17 protein-coding genes are annotated in these 17,784 nt (G+C 34.5%); 12 read left to right on the top strand and 5 right to left on the bottom strand.

Annotated features, from left to right (window positions below; translation table 11 throughout):
* Positions 1 to 221 precede the first annotated feature (221 nt).
* The 6 genes from AAGD87_RS00725 to AAGD87_RS00750 all read left to right on the top strand — a co-directional run bounded on the left by AAGD87_RS00725 (position 222) and on the right by AAGD87_RS00750 (position 5,582).
* A complete protein-coding gene (locus tag AAGD87_RS00725; RefSeq protein ID WP_007548762.1) occupies positions 222 to 551 on the top strand; it encodes a transposase in 330 nt (109 codons plus the stop codon).
* Complete coding sequence (locus tag AAGD87_RS00730) at positions 535 to 735, top strand: hypothetical protein (RefSeq protein WP_010082383.1); 201 nt, start codon at positions 535 to 537, stop codon at positions 733 to 735. Before AAGD87_RS00725 ends, AAGD87_RS00730 begins: the two co-directional genes overlap by 17 nt.
* A gap of 19 nt (positions 736 to 754) precedes the next feature.
* Positions 755 to 1,147 (top strand): transposase, encoded by a 393-nt coding sequence (locus AAGD87_RS00735; RefSeq protein ID WP_338481864.1) that lies wholly within the window; start codon positions 755 to 757, stop codon positions 1,145 to 1,147.
* A gap of 61 nt (positions 1,148 to 1,208) precedes the next feature.
* On the top strand, positions 1,209 to 2,888 hold the full coding sequence (locus AAGD87_RS00740; protein WP_338482150.1) for a ComEC/Rec2 family competence protein: 1,680 nt from the start codon (positions 1,209 to 1,211) through the stop codon (positions 2,886 to 2,888).
* Between the two features lie 61 nt (positions 2,889 to 2,949).
* Positions 2,950 to 4,647 carry a hypothetical protein gene (locus AAGD87_RS00745; protein ID WP_341817642.1) on the top strand — a complete coding sequence of 566 codons (1,698 nt, stop codon included), beginning with the start codon at positions 2,950 to 2,952 and terminating at the stop codon, positions 4,645 to 4,647.
* On the top strand, positions 4,638 to 5,582 hold the full coding sequence (locus AAGD87_RS00750; protein ID WP_182309806.1) for an RluA family pseudouridine synthase: 945 nt from the start codon (positions 4,638 to 4,640) through the stop codon (positions 5,580 to 5,582). The genes AAGD87_RS00745 and AAGD87_RS00750 overlap by 10 nt, the downstream gene beginning before the upstream one ends.
* Before the next feature lie 121 nt (positions 5,583 to 5,703).
* Here AAGD87_RS00750 and AAGD87_RS00755 read toward each other — a convergent pair whose 3' ends face one another.
* From AAGD87_RS00755 to AAGD87_RS00775, 5 genes are all read right to left on the bottom strand, one after another.
* Positions 5,704 to 6,048 carry a diacylglycerol kinase gene (locus tag AAGD87_RS00755; RefSeq protein WP_341817643.1) on the bottom strand — a complete coding sequence of 115 codons (345 nt, stop codon included), beginning with the start codon at positions 6,046 to 6,048 and terminating at the stop codon, positions 5,704 to 5,706.
* Between the two features lie 97 nt (positions 6,049 to 6,145).
* The gene (locus AAGD87_RS00760; protein ID WP_041573545.1) at positions 6,146 to 6,334 is read right to left on the bottom strand and encodes a hypothetical protein; all 189 of its coding nucleotides are present in this window, start codon (positions 6,332 to 6,334) and stop codon (positions 6,146 to 6,148) included.
* A complete protein-coding gene (locus tag AAGD87_RS00765) occupies positions 6,312 to 6,656 on the bottom strand; it encodes an EndoU domain-containing protein (protein ID WP_264339560.1) in 345 nt (114 codons plus the stop codon). The genes AAGD87_RS00760 and AAGD87_RS00765 overlap by 23 nt, the downstream gene beginning before the upstream one ends.
* Entirely contained in the window at positions 6,653 to 6,940 is a 288-nt protein-coding gene (locus AAGD87_RS00770; RefSeq protein WP_012673373.1) for a hypothetical protein, read from the bottom strand. Before AAGD87_RS00770 ends, AAGD87_RS00765 begins: the two co-directional genes overlap by 4 nt.
* 49 nt (positions 6,941 to 6,989) lie before the next feature.
* Entirely contained in the window at positions 6,990 to 8,186 is a 1,197-nt protein-coding gene (locus AAGD87_RS00775) for a phosphoglycerate kinase (RefSeq protein WP_341817644.1), read from the bottom strand.
* Between the two features lie 836 nt (positions 8,187 to 9,022).
* On the opposite strand from AAGD87_RS00775, the gene AAGD87_RS00780 reads away from it, so the two are divergent.
* From AAGD87_RS00780 to AAGD87_RS00805, 6 genes are all read left to right on the top strand, one after another.
* On the top strand, positions 9,023 to 9,544 hold the full coding sequence (locus AAGD87_RS00780; protein ID WP_010082022.1) for a cytochrome b: 522 nt from the start codon (positions 9,023 to 9,025) through the stop codon (positions 9,542 to 9,544).
* Between the two features lie 5 nt (positions 9,545 to 9,549).
* Positions 9,550 to 10,578 (top strand): nitronate monooxygenase, encoded by a 1,029-nt coding sequence (locus AAGD87_RS00785; protein WP_341817645.1) that lies wholly within the window; start codon positions 9,550 to 9,552, stop codon positions 10,576 to 10,578.
* A 123-nt stretch (positions 10,579 to 10,701) separates the two neighbouring features.
* A complete protein-coding gene (locus AAGD87_RS00790; protein WP_341817646.1) occupies positions 10,702 to 12,102 on the top strand; it encodes a hypothetical protein in 1,401 nt (466 codons plus the stop codon).
* 94 nt (positions 12,103 to 12,196) lie between these two features.
* A complete protein-coding gene (locus tag AAGD87_RS00795) occupies positions 12,197 to 12,571 on the top strand; it encodes a hypothetical protein (RefSeq protein ID WP_022626145.1) in 375 nt (124 codons plus the stop codon).
* 44 nt (positions 12,572 to 12,615) lie between these two features.
* Positions 12,616 to 14,970 carry a type VI secretion protein gene (locus tag AAGD87_RS00800; protein WP_141456684.1) on the top strand — a complete coding sequence of 785 codons (2,355 nt, stop codon included), beginning with the start codon at positions 12,616 to 12,618 and terminating at the stop codon, positions 14,968 to 14,970.
* Positions 14,930 to 17,767: a hypothetical protein gene (locus AAGD87_RS00805; protein ID WP_341817647.1), complete on the top strand. Its 2,838-nt coding sequence runs from the start codon at positions 14,930 to 14,932 to the stop codon at positions 17,765 to 17,767. Before AAGD87_RS00800 ends, AAGD87_RS00805 begins: the two co-directional genes overlap by 41 nt.
* Positions 17,768 to 17,784: the final 17 nt, after the last annotated feature.

The raw sequence follows: 17,784 nt of genomic DNA on the forward strand, positions 1-17,784 counted from the left end.
AAAGAGGTCTCCAAATATTTTCTATCACTGGACACTTGGGTTAGGATCAAAAGGCTAAATAATGGGAGCTGCATAAACCGAGAGGTTTCCGTGCAGTTCTGCGAGAGACTGGTGGGGAAGTTCCGCCGGTCTACTCTCCTTGTTGCATAGCAACTGAAAAAATCTGGTGGCTACTGACAAAATTCATTATAAAATAGCCATTTAACCTTGAAAGAAAAAATATGCCACAAAAAATGAGGGTCAGTAACCATAGCGAATATAACAAATTTCTAGAAAAAAGAGGAAATATTTTTCATTATATCAACGAAGCCATAGAAAAGTGGTACGAGAATGGTCCAAAAATACCAGGTGGCAACAATATTTATAGCGATAAAGTTGTAATTTTGGTGCACATAATAACTTGTTTATTTAGAATAGGCCTGAGGCAAACAGTTGGGTTTATAGCAGGATACCTTGAGCAAATTGGGAAAAATTTGCAAGTTATCAGCTATTCACAATCATCAAGAAGGTTTAAGAAACTCAATATTAAGATCAATGATTGCAGAAAATAATATGGAAGATATCGAAATTGCTATAGACAGTACAGGAATTAGTATATACAACAACACTCCTGGTCATAGCAAAGAAAATAGCGAAGATAGAAAGTATCGCAGCTATGAACAGACAAGAAAATTGCATGTAATGTTGAATACAAACAGCAAAAAAGCCATAGCTGTAAAATACAGTAACGGCTGATCACTATGGAGCTTGTGATTTGCTAAAAGAAGTCGATTTTCAGTATGTCATAAAAGTACTATATGCAGATAGGGCATATGACAGAGAAAAGCTCTATAAGCTGTGTAATCAATATGGTATAAAAACGAAAATTCCTCCGAAAAACAACGCAGCAGAGCATCCAAAGTTAGACTATATGGCTGAGAGAAATGCTGCAATTAGACTAATAAAATCATGCAGCGAAGATGGAATGAAGAGGTGGAAAAGGCAAACAAACTACGGAAAAAGATCTTATATAGAAAGTTTTTTCTCGCGACTGAAACAAACATTCGGGTTTAGTTTTAGGAATAAATCTGAGACAAATAGAGAGAAGGAACTAAATGCTATTTGCTCAATAAGTTCACTGATATTGGTATGGCTAAATTTGAGATAGCTTCATAAATTTATTGTGCGTTACCTACTATCCGAAGAGCGATGCAACAAAGCCTACTGGGATCCAGAAAAAAAAGATATGGATTCCAGCGTCACGCGCTGGAATGACACCGGATAGAGCTCTAGATAACATCAGAATATCAGTTAGAACCAAAGTGGAAAAAGGCATTAAAATAGGCGATCAAGTAAAATTATCAGCAAAACTCTTCCCTCTAAAGATTGCGCCCTCGGAGTATGCATACGATTTTGCAAGAATAGCATATTACCAGAAAATAAGTGCAACAGGCTTTGCAACAAGCAAAATAGTCCTGCACAAAAAGGCTGAAGCAAGGAAATTTCAAGAATATATAGAATCTTTCCGTCAATACATTTATGAAAACCTGCAGCAAAATATCAAGAAACCACATGCGGATATAATCTCTGCATTACTGATCGGTAAAAAAGATGGCATAGATCAAAAAACTATGGACGCGATACGAGATTCAGGTATAGCACATTTGTTTGCCATATCTGGTTTGCATTTATCATTCGTTGCTGGTCTGTTTTTTGTAGTGTTTCGTAATTTATTCGCAATATCTGAAACTTTGACTCTTAAGTATAACACCAAGAAAATATCTGCATTCCTTACTATCTTGCCAACCACGTTTTATTTGTTGATTACCGGTATGCAAATTTCTGCTCAGCGTGCCTACATCATGGTGATTTTAGTACTCGTTGCAATAATGATAGAGAGAAAATATCGAGGGTTAATAGCAATTGCGTTTGCTGCTGCAGTGATACTTATCATAGAACCTGAAGCAATTTTAAAGCCAGGCTTTCAGATGTCATTTTCTGCTGTTTTGGCACTGGTTGCCAGTTATCAAATTAATGCTAATAAATTATTCAAAATAAAAATAATGAAATATTTTGTGTCGATAATGATCAGCTCAGTAATAGCAAGTTTAGCAACTGTTCCGTATACGATATATAATTTTAATTATTTTTCAATTAGTGGCATTATCACAAATTTAGTTGCTATACCAATAGTTACATTAATTATTATTCCACTTGGAATAATTTATGTCTTATTGATTCCTTTAGGTATTGAATGGATTATAGCGCCATTTATAGAGCGCCCAATTGACAGCATTTTGTATATAACAAACGCTATCGCTAGTCTTCAGTATTTGGTTATTCCCATTCGTACTTTTCCTGCCTCATCAATTATTATAATAACATTTGGGTTATTGTGGCTGTGCTTGTGGGAAAGAAATTGGCGTTTTTTGGGATTTTTTTTTATTGTACTAGGTATTTGCTTTAGCGCTGCATATAAAACCCCCGACATCCTAATAAATGCTGATAATGTTGCTGCAAAGGAGAGTGATAACTTACTATATTCTCTCACTAGAAAAAGCAGAAATTTTGTTATCAAAACGTGGGCAAAGCAAAACGGACAGAACCAAATTTTGAATCATACAAAATATAGCAATCCAGATAAAAGACTAAAGTATGGCTGTATATATAATAAAGGAAATAATAAATCAGTACTGCTTGCTTATAAAAAAGAAGATATCTTGAGAAACTGTAATAGTGTTGATCTGATAATTCAATTAAGTGAATTCGACTATTCAGCTTGCAACGCTAAAATTATTAAACATGCTGATCTAGAAACGTATGGCACACATTCTGTTTGGTTAACAAATCGTTACGTAAAGATTAATACAGTGCGCTCCAATAGGCCTTGGCACATGTTGAAAAATTAAGAAACTTGATTTTAAGGTTTGGTTAATGTATACCTAAATAAGTTTAAACTAGAAAAATGTTATGGTTACAGACACTAAAGATCCTTTCAAAGACTATTTTGATTTTTTAGGATTTAGAAAACTTTCTGACCAGCCCAGTAGAATTTTGAGCTCTATAAGAAAGTATTCTGGTACTATATCGATAGCAAGTACCATTGCTACTCTTATAGCATTTGCTGCCTTTTCTATTCAGCCTGTTACAGTAAGTATTGCTGGGTTTGCGTTCACGCCAGCACCTCTTGCCTTTATTCCTCTTATAGTTCTCTTATTTACTGCTGTTATAAACTTTATAAATACACAAAAAATAAAAGAGAATGAAATAGATAAAAAAATAGGAAACTATCAAGTTGATGAACAGTACAGCCAGATTGCTCAAGAAGCTAAAAAAATTGAAATTGTAACAAATTTAGATCGTAAGAGGAAAAAGCTTTCAATAGTTTTACCAAATTCTAAGACGCAGAGAGAAATACTAGAAGATATAGAAGCAGAAAATAGAAATAGGATTCTCTTGTTTACTGGATCATATGTATTTGGTACTATTATAGTAGTTTCAGCAATATCACAATCCATTAATGCTCCAATAATATTAATAGCTTTATTAGTCGCTATTCTTTTATGCATCATATCAACACTTAGCAATCTAATAAGTAATAGCGTGGATCATGAAAATCATACTATTAGAAAACACAGTTCTTTAGGTCTTCTATTTCCATACTGGTCTGGAAAGGGCATGGTTGTATCAGTAGTAGAAAATAAGCTTGGTAAAAGGGAAAATGAACTAATATCTCTAATGAAAAAACTACTTAGTCCGCTTTGCAACTCATTTGACAGTAACCTTAAAAAAGCTTGCGATTTACTTGATAATAGTCTTTTAAAGCCTGCAAATATTAACATTAAAGAAACGCTTGATCACCTAAAAAAAATCAGAGAAGACATCAAAAAAGATTTAGATTGGCTACATGCAGAAATTTCAGAAGTTTTAAACAACACTAAAGAATTGACAAAAAAAGCACATTCACTAGATATTGAAGGTACTTTTTCTAGGTTAGAGAATGCTATTAAAATTGCTGAAGATAAAATTGAACGATTTGAACCAAGCCGCTTTGTAGGCTGGCTTCAATCAACTACGCAGTCTAATAATAACGAGTTCCTTAGCATGCTAAAAAAGTTAAAAGAGGATACAGAAGAGGAAAAAACGGAATTGAAGGAGCAATTAAACGTAGTAAGGAATGAATTAGAAGAAATAAAAAAGAAGCAAGCTCAACCAAGTACGCCTGATTTAGAAGCTAACAATGGAAATAATACTAATAAATTATTAGTATTAGAAAATAAAGTCAAAGAACTACGTGACACAGTTAGAAAGTTAGAGCTGGAAGCAGAACAAAATAAGCTGCAGCAAAAGAAGGAAAAGTTAGAGCAAAAAAAATCTGAACAAGAAAAAACAGATGAATGGAAAGAAAAAATCAACGGCAAACCAAGTGACTTTCTATATTATTTATTAGAATCTATTAAGCTGGAAGAAAAAGATAATAAAGAAAAAAAGGTTGAGGCAACATTACGAGATTTTGATAATAAAGTTACAATCCACTGGAAAGATGGCTCTCAAACAATTTGCCATATTAAAAAACAAGGTGATCTGCAAATTGAGTCTAGTGCAACAATGTTTACAGACCCAAATGTTCAAGCAGCATGGGAAATGGCGCGGGGTAAATCACGATAGATCACTCAATAATAACCTTAAGTGTTAATAATGATAAAGAGAAATTAAGGTTAGACACCTATATAGCTGAAAAATGCAACATATCACGCAGCAAAGCGCAAAGATTGATACAAAATGAGCAGGTGAAATTACTTGGCACACCGATAATTAATAATGACTACATAGTAAAACCAGATGAAGAGTATGTGGTGCATCTCGTTCAACCTGACATATCCACATCAATTGAGCCTAATTATGACATAAAACTTAATATCGTCTATGAAGATGAAGACATTATAGTTCTGAGTAAACAAAGTGGATTAACAGTGCACCCAGGTGCTGGGACAAACAATGATACGCTTTTGAACGCAGTTATCGCTCACCTTAATGTAAGACCAGGAATTGTTCATAGACTCGATAAAGATACTAGTGGGCTAATGGTAATTGCAAAAAATGAAGCAGCCCATAGTTTTTTGTCTGAATTGTTATCGAATCGCAAAATAAAGCGGGAATACTTAGCAGTAGTTTGGGGAACATTATCTTCCCAGCAGGGAACTATAGAAACTAACATTGCTCCAAAGCGTGGTAATAAAGAAATGATGTGTGTTACAAAAACAACGGGCAAATTAGCAATCACTCATTACTCAGTAGAGAAAGTTATAGGACAAGCAAGCCTCGTTAAATGCACTTTAGAAACAGGTAGAACGCACCAAATTCGAGTCCACATGAGCCACATAGGACATTCTATAGTTGGTGATCAAGTTTATGGGAAAAATAGTAGTAAAAGCACAAAATATGCTAAAAACTCTAGTTTTATTCGTAATTTCAATAGACAAGCACTACATGCTTATACACTGGGCTTATATCACCCCAAAAGTAAGGGATACATGGAATTTGTCTCTGATTTACCGCAAGATATAAAAACTTTAATTGGTGAGTTTGACAACATATCTTAATAACATTCGTATTAACCTGTCAATATTATCATCCATGTTATCAGGAAGTTATAGCTCTTTTTACAATAATCCGAACAGACCGTAATATGCTACTGGCCTGCTATAGCCATAAACACATATCTTATCGCATTCGGACTATTATAAGAAAGGCTATAATTAATGAAAGAAAAACTGCTGCACTACCTAGATCTTTCACCTTTTTTGAAAGTATGTGTTGTTCACTGGAAATACGCTCAATTGTCGTTTCAAAAGCAGTGTTAACAATTTCCACAATTAACACCAGGAATAGACTGCTTATCATTACTGCACGTTCTAGATTACTTACATCCAAAACAAACAAAATTGAGACACATACTATAAAAAGCAGTAACTCCTGTCTGAACGCAATTTCTGATATAAAAGCTGATTTTATTCCTTCACAAGAGTATTGAATTGCTTTTATTAGACGAATAATGCCCTTCTTCATTATTATTCACAAAACCCTTTAATCAAAATTTTAACTTATTTGGATTTGCTACACCCTATAGCATTTTTATCATTTGTTCACCCTATTGGTTTTGAAATTAAGATTTACCGCAACTACAATAAGTACTCTTATCATCACATTTTGGTGTTAAGTCAGGATAGAACGTGAGTATAGCATCATTCTTTCTTACAAACACTGATTGATAATCGTCATCTTCCATTTCATATAGACACATTCCATCTTTTCCTAATTCCTTAAACGCCTTAGTTGCAGAAATTATCGGCATGAAGGTTATATGCGTATCCATTTGGGCATTTAACTTTCACTTCCCCATCCTTACCTAAATATTTCATTCCAAATGTATAAACTGGCGGCTTAATATCTGATTTATTGCATAGGGACTTATCATTCCAAATTGCACCTGCCCATTTATCTTCTTGAGCTTCAACATATCTACCTACAAAATGCATACCACCTAGTTTATCGTTTGGCTCACCACAAAAAATATGTCCAAACCCTATAGTTTCTTTTTCACTTCCACTATTTGTAAACCAAATGTTAGCCAGTTCATCTTTAAGTAACTCCAAATCCGCATCTGGCGTAATCACTTATATATTCCTTTCACTACTTCTTGATGCTGCGGACAACTAAGTAAAATTTTGAAATCTTCTTTATCTGGATGTGCTCCCCAATCTCCACAAACTTTCAACACTCCTCTATCGAAGTCAGTTAATTCTGAAACGGTGGCTGGTTGTGAACTGAAAAATGGTTCAAAATTGACTTCAACATTTTCTTCTACATAGCCGGTGTGAAAATAATGATCCTTAATATAAAAAATAAATCCTATTATTGGTATTATTAAACACAAAATTAGTTTAACTGTCTTCGACATAATCACGTTCACAAAAAAGCTAGCCTATAAGAAATAATTTAAAAAAGTTTTAATCTAATCGTTTTTGCAGAGCAGCAACTCCCGGCATTTCATCGCCACTTAACCAATCTAAAAATGCTCCTCCACCAGTGGAAACATATGTAAAATCCTTATCGGTAAGGCCTGCAGCGCTTATTGCAGATAGACTATCGCCTCCCCCTATTATGCTGGTTAACTTTCCTTTGTGCGTTAAGTCACTTACGATTTTCATTACCCCTATTGTACCGCTTGCAAAAGCTGAATGTTCAAAAACACCAATAGGTCCATTCCACAGCAGAGTCTTACTGCTTGCTATTATACTGCTTATTGTACTCAAAGTTTGTGGTCCGATATCCAAAATTATATCACCGTCCAAAATGGACTCAGTTCTTCTTGAAATACTAGTGCTGTAATCAGAGTTTACTGCAACCAGAACGTCTTCTGGCACAACTATTTTGCAATTGTTTTTATTTGCTGTTTCAACAATATTATGTAGAAGGTCGTCAACACCATTTTGAAAGAAAGATTTCCCTATATTTACTTTGCTAAATGACAAAAAATTATTGGCTATTGCACCACCTAGAACTAGGTAATTAACCTTTTCTGTTAGCTTCATAAGCACTTTTATTTTAGTTGATATTTTAGCTCCCCCAACTATCGCAGTAATAGGTTTAGCTTTAAACGATACAGCTTTTTCAAGATACTTTAGCTCATCTTGCAAGCAAAATCCTGCATAGGAAGGTAAAAATTCTGTAATGCGTGAAATAGAAGCGTGAGCTCTGTGAGAGCAAGAAAATGCATCATTTACATATATATCCACTAGAGATGCTAATTGTCTGGCAAAGTTTGCATCATTCTCCTTTTCCCCTTCATAAAATCTTAGATTCTCTAGTAATATTATATCTCCTGCATCCATAATACTTACTGCTCTTTGTACTTTTTCACCAACGCAATCGTCAATAAATTTCACTTTTTTATTTAGTAACTGCGATAAAGTGTCAATTACATTTTTTAGCGACAGATTATTGTCTCTGGCCTTTGGGCGTCCGAAATGTGATATAATAATAATCTTTGCACTCGCATTCACTAAATACTGAATAGTAGGCAATGCTCTCAAAATACGAGTGACGTCACGAATTTCTCCATCTTTTATAGGAACATTGAAGTCAACTCTGAGTAAGACGGTTTTATTGTGAAGATCACAATTTTCTATACTAGGTATATTCATTACAAAATTGAAGCTATAAAGTCACTATACAGCAGTTTGATCTAAAGTAAAGTTTTAAGCTTACGAACGTTTAAGGAAATTTGCATGCCAAACGCTTGACACTGGAACCTTATCGTCATGCCATCACGAACCGTCATACCGCCGGGTATCTCTTAGCCGCTAACACGTAGCGGGATACTTGACCTTTACAGGGATGACGATTGTCGTTTAGCCATAAATATTTAAGAAATTTACTAAACAGAAAAAAAGGCAAAAGAAGCCCCGTGGTTGGCTAATTACTTACATTATACTTTCAAGTATGGCGTTTTTTTATTCTAAACGCTTAATAACCGCGATTTAGCTGCTTTTTAATGCAACTAACCTTTAGTCATAAATGTTTAAGAAATTTACTAAACAGAAAAAAAGGCAAAAGAAACCCTAGGGTAGCTAATTATTCACTATCCATTTTTTAAGTTGGCGTTTTTTGATGTTTTAAATGCTTTATAAGCGTATTTCAGCTTGTATAGGTAAAAACCTAGAAATTTGATAAAGACATAGAGTGCACATAGTGCAAAAAATTAAACATGAGACGCCAGATACGTTGAGTTTTTTTGTCATTTAATCTGTACAGAGAAGATAAATAAATAGCTTCAGTTTCATGATAAGGGGGCTGGCGAAGGGTGTCAAGTAAGTTTTCATTTGATCCGTTTCTATGACTTAGATGCCAGTGCCTGCTACTTGACTCTCGGCTGGGTCGAATTTGTATAGCTACATTGTCGGTAAATCTAAATTGCTTTAATAATTTTGATTGAAAAATAGTTTTTCTATTATATAAATGCTACTTTAGGGTAATCAAAATGGAAGACGATAAATATAGCCTAGGTTTAAGGGTTATCCATTGGTTGATGGCTGTTTTTATTATCGGTATGCTTTGTTCTGGACTTTATATGAAAAGCCTGCCACTTAGCAATGAAATTAAGTTCAACATATACGCTATTCATAAGGCTTGCGGTATCACTATTCTTGGATTAATCATAGTACGCATATTTTTTCGCGTCTTTACTTATGTTCCACCACTTCCAGCAAATTTTTCTCGGTTTGTAATCAATATAAGTAAAGCAGTACACTTTGGTTTATATTCTTTGATGGTGCTAATGCCACTATCTGGCTATGTCATGTCTTCTGCTTCTGGCAAACAGATCAAATATTTTTTTCATATCCCTTTGTTGATTAATCAAAACAAAGACCTAGCTAACACGGCTAATGAGCTACATTCGATGCTTGCATATTTTATGGTACTCTTTATAATCTTACATATACTTGGCGCCTTAAAACACACATTTATAGATAAACAAAACATTTTTAAACGTATGATATAGGTTATATGTTAAGTAGCCTCTGGAAAAAAGGAACAGATTTTCTTGGCAGTGAGTTTGCTATAATGGGTGGTGCTATGAGCTGGGTTTCAGAGAGAAACTTGGTCTCAGCAATCTCAAACGCTGGTGGTTTTGGTGTGATTGCATGTGGTGCAATGTTCCCAGACTTACTGGAAAAAGAAATCATAGAGACACAAAAATTAACTAGCAAGCCATTTGGTGTAAACCTAATTACTATGCACCCAAAGTTGAGTGAGTTGATAGATGTGTGTATTGAAACGAAAGTGAGCCACATAGTTCTTGCCGGTGGACTGCCAACGAAGCCTAATATAGAAAAAATCAAGAGTGCGGGCATTGAAGTTATGTGCTTTGCACCAGCATTAAGCCTTGCGAAAAGGTTAGTAAAAATGGGAGTAGATGCGTTAATAATAGAAGGAATGGAAGCAGGTGGGCACATAGGGCCAGTCAGCACTTCTGTTCTTGCACAAGAGATATTGCCTCATTTTAAAAATGAACAAATACCAGTGTTTGTTGCAGGTGGAATAGGAAGAGGCGAAATGATAGTTAATTACCTGGAAATGGGGGCAAGTGGCTGTCAAATAGGTACATTATTTGTCTGCACTAATGAGTCAATTGCCCACAAAAATTTTAAGGAAGTGTTTATTAAATCAGCCGCACGTAATGCAATACCTTCTGTACAGATAAGTGCTGATTTTCCTGTAATTCCTGTAAGAGCTATAGCCAACAAAGCAAGCGATGACTTCATGAAGCGTCAAAAAGAAGTTATTGATGAATACCAAAAGGGACAGATCTCAAAAGAAGATGGGCAGCTTGAAATAGAAAAGTTCTGGGCTGGAGCTTTAAGAAGGGCAGTGATTGAAGGAGATGTTGAAACAGGATCTTTAATGGCCGGCCAAAGTGTTGGCATGGTTGATAGGGAAAAGCCTGTAAAAGAAGTAGTGGATATGTTAGTTCAACAAGCAAAGAATCATATTAATAGCAAATCTGTAGAAGTAGAAAGCCCAGAAAGCAAATAGTTAAGCGACCTTCCAATAAGCAAGTTGCCGCAATTATTTATAATATGGCATAATTGCCCAGTTTTAATGTAAAATTAACGCTAAAGAGGTATCTATACATTTTATTATGTATGGAGGAATGTTATGCACAGTCCCTTTAAAAAACCTAAGAGTAAGGAAGGAGATATTAACCAACAATTGAGCAACACTATATACAAAAAGGTAACAGCAGAAAATTATCAAGAAAATCAAGATGAGACTTCCAAAGAATGCAAAAGGTTGTTCAAGCAGGGAGCTAGTCCTAAAACATTGGCTGAATTGGAAAAAATACTGAGAGAACGACAAAATGAGCAGGCTATTGCAAAACACTTAGAGTCATCCATGCAAGGAACTAGTCCTGAAGCATTAGCTGAGTTAGAAAAATCAGTGGGGAAAAAAAGAGAACATTATAATAATTATATCCAACACTTTCTTCCAGCGTTGAAAGCAGAAATAACAGAGTCAAAAAAACTAGACTCAAAAAAAAAGGCAGCAATAGTACAAACAATTTTGGATATTACTAACAGGAGCAGCAGTGTAAGCTCAATACCAAATGCTGTTGAAGAAAATATTGAAGATCAAATGCAGCTAAAACATATTGAAGAGCAAAACAACACACAAGAAACACCCTTGAATGTAGCTGAGAAAAAAAGTGGTGATAATAAAATACTTAGTAATTCCTCTGTTACAGAGGAAGTGTTTGAAAAATATAGCAAGGTTGTGAAAGAAATAGAGGAGAAGCAAACTTCTAAACTCAGTAGTGGCAATGACTCAGATAGTGGAATAGACTCACCTGTACTGAGTGAAAAAAACTCGATATCACCAATAAATAGTAGAAAAAACAGTTTAACATCAATAGCAAGCACTTCATCTGAGGAAAGTTTAAACTCAACATTGAGCTCTGTTGAAGAAGATAATGGCTTACAACCAGAGGATGAAGGAGAGACAAAATTAGCACACCTAACTAAAACAAGGTCCAAAGGGCCAAGTGGACGAAGATCTCCTTCTAAATATAATAAAAAGATTGAAGATCAAGTTGAGAAAGAGTCACCACAGGTGTCATCCCAGTGCGTGACACTGGGATCCAGAGAAAAAGAAAGTATGGATCCAAATAGTCAAACTACTCAGATGACAGGCAGCCAGGCAAAAGATTCAATGCAACCCGAAGAAAAAAGGGACAGAAAAAACGCCATTACAATCGTGCAGAAATTTCCTTTGAATAAGAAAAAGGGTGAAGATACTCCACTTGAAAAACAACCCAATAACAGAAATCTTCACGTTGCATTTGTAGCAGGTTGTGCTCTCTCCACAATAGGGTGCATTGTTGCAGGAGCAATGACATCAGGATTGATAGGAGCAGGACTACTTGCTATGGTTGCAGTGCTTGCTATAGCAGCAGTAGCTGAATTGCATTCAAACTTCCTATCAAGTAAATTAACATCCATTAATGTGAGTCCTCTTGTTGATGATAAGAGCTTACAGCATGTTCACAGCGGTAAAAATTAAATATGTGTTACTTGTAGTGGATAAGTGAATTCAGTTCTTGCCTATTGATATAAAAGTTGTTATATTTGAGGAATGTTTAAAAGGTGTTTAGTTGATGCGCATTCAATTGAATAAAGTTTTGGTTTTTATAGCCTTATTAAGTTTCATTTTTGCATCATATTCTAGCGAAGCAAGTTCGGCGAGTGATGAATTAAAGGGTATACAAGAAACGGTAAAAAATTTTATTTCTTCATTTTCAGTTAAAGATACTGTAGAAAATATGAGTCCTTCAACAATCATAGGGTTGTGTATAGCTGCAGTGATACTTGCAGTAGTGTTCAGAGGTCTAATCTTTTTTATGATAATGTTTGGTGTACTGGTCCTGATGTTCGGTAGTACAGAAAAGGCAACAGACTACTTAAAAGAAAAATTTAACTTTGCAAAAGATATAAAATTACAATCCGATAGCGAAAAAAAAGATAAAAATTAAGATAGTATTTTTATCTTTTTTAATTATCTTTATTGAATACGCATATGCAGTTAAAAGTACCAACAGTTAACTCTAAGCTTAAAAAAAAGAACAACTTAGCATTACTAGAAAGCATTGATTTAGATTTTGTTCCTTATGCTTGTCATTACGATGAAGAAACCATACTAACAAAACAGGGAGAATTGTTAAAAATAATCAAGTTAGAAGATTATTCTTCTGTTGATAACTACAGCGACCTCAGAACTGAAATTAGAAAAAGCATATCAAAAAATATTAATAGCCTGTGTTTTACCGTTTGGATTCATACCGTTAGAAAGCGCAATAAACTGAGCTTGAAATGGAATAAAACTGAAGACTTCTCTGACAACCTACATTCAACGTGGTTTAATAAACTAACTGATAGTAAATTACAGTATATAAATGAACTATACATTGTAATATTGTTTAGCGATTTTGGCAAGCATACTAATAATTCGTTTTTTTTCAATAGAATAAAGAATAAGCATAAGTTGTCTTTACAAGAAAGCCATCAGGAGTTGCAAAAGATAACTGACGTAATTCAAAATGATTTAGGACCTTTTGGAGCTAAAAAACTGAGTCTAAGGTTTAGTGAAGGTAAAATATATTCTGAAATGATAGAATTTCTCCACTATATTGTTACATTAACGCACAAAGATTATCCAATACATGAAAGGGACCTGTCGCAATATATTAGAAATTTTAAAATAGCTTTTGGTTTCAATACGTTTCAAACAATATTTGAAAATCAACAGAAATTTGGCTCTATTTTCAGCATAAAAGAATACCGGGAAATCTCTTTAGGTAATATAGATAGATGCTTGCAGCTTGAATCTGAATTTATCATTACAGAAATAATGATATTTACTAGTAATAACAAAGCAATAAAAGAATTTAAAAAACAAATCAACATGCTGCAAATTAGTGAGGATAATACCTTACTTAAAAGCTCAGGAATTGAAGAAATAATAGAGCTTGAAAAGACCTCTAGTATAGACTTCTGCCAACAGAAAATTATTTTTACAATATTTGCAGATGATAGGAATAAGTTAGCTGAAAGTATTAGTGATTTATCTTCTATAATGTCATTAGTTGGCTTCATGATGTTTAGAACTGATTTACATATGGAAAGTCATTTTTGGGCACAACTTCCAGGCAATTTTGCTTTTATTACGCAACCGAAAAATATCTTAACAAAATACGCTTGCAGCTTTGCTATGCTGCACGATTTTACGTCAGGTACATTAAAAGGAAGAAGGTGGAAAGAAGCGGTAATGATTTTTTTCTCAAAAAAAGGAAATCCTTACTTCTTTAATTTTCATGGAAAAAGAAATAATGGCCATACTACGATACTCGGAGCTCCAAATTCAGGCAGAACTTCACTCATTAATTTTCTATTATCAGAATCAAGAAAGTTTAACCCAAGAATTGTCATATTGGATAACACTGGAAAATCAATAATTTTTACTAAAGCAGTGAGTGGTAAATATTACATAATCGATCCAAAATATAAGGACAAAAGCCTAAAATTTAATCCACTAAACATTGAAGATAGTGCTTCCAATCGCAATATGTTGGTTGAACTGATCAGAAGAATGGTAGCCGATACGAGCTTGGTGGACGTAGAAGAAAAGATAAGAAAAATTGTGGATTCTATATTTGCTATACCCAAGGAATCACGTTCTATTTCACAAATTTCTGAGGTGCTCTTGCTCCTTGGGGGTAAGATAAGTAGATGGTGTGACGATGGTGACTTTGCTTACTTATTTCAAGATGGTAATGAATCAGATATTGACTGGGAAACAAAAATTATATCTCTCAACACCGCAAACCTTACAAAACAAAAGGAATGTATGTCCGTGATACTTTACTATTTTTTATATTCTTTTGAGGCAAAATGTGATGGCTCGCCTGCAATACTTGTTTTGGATGAAGCATGGGAGATAAGTAATATTTTTCCTACAGAGAAAGAGTTTGATAACTGGATGCAAAGAATGACGGAACTAAATGTTGTAGTAATCCTAAGTACTGAAAATTTAAATCTCGCATTTGCTAGCAAATTTACTCAATATTTAGATAAACATGTTGATACAAGAATCTTGATGCCGAACGTCAATGCAAATAGATTATACATGAAAGCATTTTCTTTATCAAAAGAGGAGCTGAATATAATTCTGCAGACGCCAACGCAGGAAGGTTTATTTTTGATAAAACAGTATAAAGGATTAGTAACTTTAAATTTAGATTTAAAGAATATGCAAGAAATACATGTACTTTCAGCTAACAAAGAGACGATAAAGTATATGTACGAGGCAATAAAGGAAAAAGGAGAAGAAGTTAATGAGTGGTTACCAGTATTTTATGAGAAGTGTAAGGCTTAATTTCTTATTGATATTTTTTTTGATACTTGGTCTTTCGTATCAAGGATATGCTGATTGTCCAACATTTGTAGAAAGTAATACTTGGTGGGAAGCAATAGTTGGTGGAGATTGGGTAAAGGAAATTAAGGTGCAAGCAATAAAAGATCAAGGAGTTGATGGTTACTTTAATCCCAAAATTAGAGTATGTGCTTATGATGGACAAAGTTATTGTTATGACTTACAAAGTGGGGAATCCTGCCGCCAGATATATGGAACGCAAGGTACAGGAGCTGGAGTTTCTGCTGCAGCTTTTATCGACTGGGAAGGAGATAAAACAAAAGCTGGAGGAGAAATTGCTCGGGGTCTTAAATGGGAATGGGCAGACGGTGTTACTGATGAGGAAAAAAGAAGATTCGCTAACTCTCCTAAAATATGTGCTTGCAGTCAAAAAGGGGCTTGTATGTCAGGAATTTCTTCATGGGGTTCTAGAGTATTTTCGGGTGAGAATATTTTCCGTCCTGGGGAGATGGAAAAAGTCTGTGACACCTGCTACCAAACGGCAGTAAAATGTGCTCCTGTTCCACTTGCACCTGGCCCCCCTCCATTTTGTGAACAACTTGCAATGTCGCTTCCACAAGTTAGAATTGTTCCTATAACAGATAAAGACAATGATTACTTTAATCCTAAGGTTAAGGTAATCATTGGTAATCTGAAAGGAAGAGACGGAGAGATTGGAGAAAAATTAGATTTCCCTAAAGGGTATGGAGAAAATAAAGCTGAGTGGCGCTCTATTTTAGACAAAGATGGCATCACGTACTACTTCAAAACTTATAGAGAAAAAGATAAGCTCTGCGCTGAATACCTTGGAACTCAAAGTATAGATGAAAACAATCCACAGTTCATCCGCTGTTTTCCTGCACCACCTGCTCCAGAACCTGAGATAGTGGAGATAGTAAATGCAAATACATTGAAAGTAGAAATGAAGATGAGTGAGAGCACTTGTGCTAAAGCACATGGAACCTATAGTAATGGTTCCTGTACTTTTAATGTTAATACTGACCTCAACCATCCTATAAACATTGGCCCCCTATCTTTAAAAGTAGTAAAACCAGCAATAGTAGCAAAAACAACTGATAGTAATATTGATAATATTATAGAAGGTATATTAGAAAGTAATCCGCAACAATTTAAAGTTCTGAAAGAATATGGCTATGTTCCTGATGTGCAAATTAAATGTTCTAAAGGCGGAAGTTTTTATAGTTTTAATGATTTTGAGAAAAAGTTAAAAGACAAATCTATTCAATGTGAATTTAATAACTCTGGGCAGCCGGAAATAGAAGTAAAGTATAAAGGAAATTCTAACAGTAAAATGCTTTGTCTTTCTGGATGGCAGCCAGAACCAGAGGAGTTTGTTCTTAAAAGAGAAAATAAAATAATACCACTAAAATTAATGGGAACAAGATATACTAAATACAATGCTGTTTACTCCAAGGAATCAAATCAGTTCTATTATCTTCCAAGCAAGGAAAATAAAAGAGCCGATCTCTTAAACAGAGATCAGAGTGAGTTAGATAAAATAATATTCAATAAGCAAGGGTATGTTTTCTTCCCTGACAACAATAAACAGGAAAAGGGGAAATGCAGTTACTGTGTAAAAAGAAATGATGAGATAGACGATACATTTAAATCTAGTAAAGGACTGAAAGTAGTGTACAAATTGACGGATGTAGAGCATAGAGAAAAATGTAATCAAGGTGATGATGGTTGTATCTGCTTTACTGGAACATGCAGCCGTTCAACACGATATGTAGACAAAAAAAACACTCAACCTTTTTATACAAAGATTTCACAAAATACAAATGGCGTTGTCACGCAACCAGAAGCACCAATAAAAGCAAACAGAACGGAGGTCTTTTACGCTGATAAATTGTGTAGGTTCGATTTAGAAGGTCTCAAAAAGAAATTAAAAGAAAAATTAAAAGAGATAATCAAGGAACAGCTGAAAAATAAGAAACCAGATCTTGAAAAAAATAATGAAAAATCCTATGATCATAAAAATAAAGATGTTTATACAGATGACTTATCAATAAAATTTGATCGTATTAAAATAGAAGCGTGGGGAAGTGGTGAAGCAGGTCATATACAAGGTAGTGGCTGTGACAATCAAAAATGCCATTCTACTGAAAGCAGAGTAGGGATGCCAGGAGATTATATTAAAGCTAAACTGAAAATCGATCCTAATTATCCTATAATTAAGGTGCAAGTCACAGAGGGAGGGGGTAACCAGGAAAGTAACCTCTCAGATAAGGACGGGGGACCTGTTTTCATAGAAATGTGCAATTCGCAGAAGCAACATTGCCAGCAACTGATTACTGTTGCAGGTGGAGGTGAGTATAGAACATACGGTGGTAAGGGTTATGAGGAAACAGTAATTCATAAGCAAGATTTAAAGCTAGAGGAGAAAATTGTAAAGGCAGATAAACTGAAGTCTACACAAGACAATCAAATAGCATATATAGAAAATGGTGAAATCAAGTATGAAACAGTAGAGTGTGGAAGTGGTTTGAGAAGCAGTAGATCTGGTGCAGGTGGCTGCATTAATAAAAGCAAAGGAATTTATGGTAAAGGCTCTCCAGGGTATGTGAAGATTAGACCTATTATAAAGGAATTTGACGAAGAAGAAATAAATGCTGCTATTAAAAAAGTAATAGAGGATCTATACGATCTTGAAACTATGACTGATTTTTGGGTAGGGGATCTTAACGTGAATATAAGTGGGATAATTAAAGAGGAAGTCAAAAAAGAATTATCAAGGTAAAAAGATATAGCTCTGGA

This window comes from Wolbachia endosymbiont (group A) of Pherbina coryleti (genome assembly GCF_964026875.1).
Lineage (GTDB): Bacteria > Pseudomonadota > Alphaproteobacteria > Rickettsiales > Anaplasmataceae > Wolbachia > Wolbachia pipientis.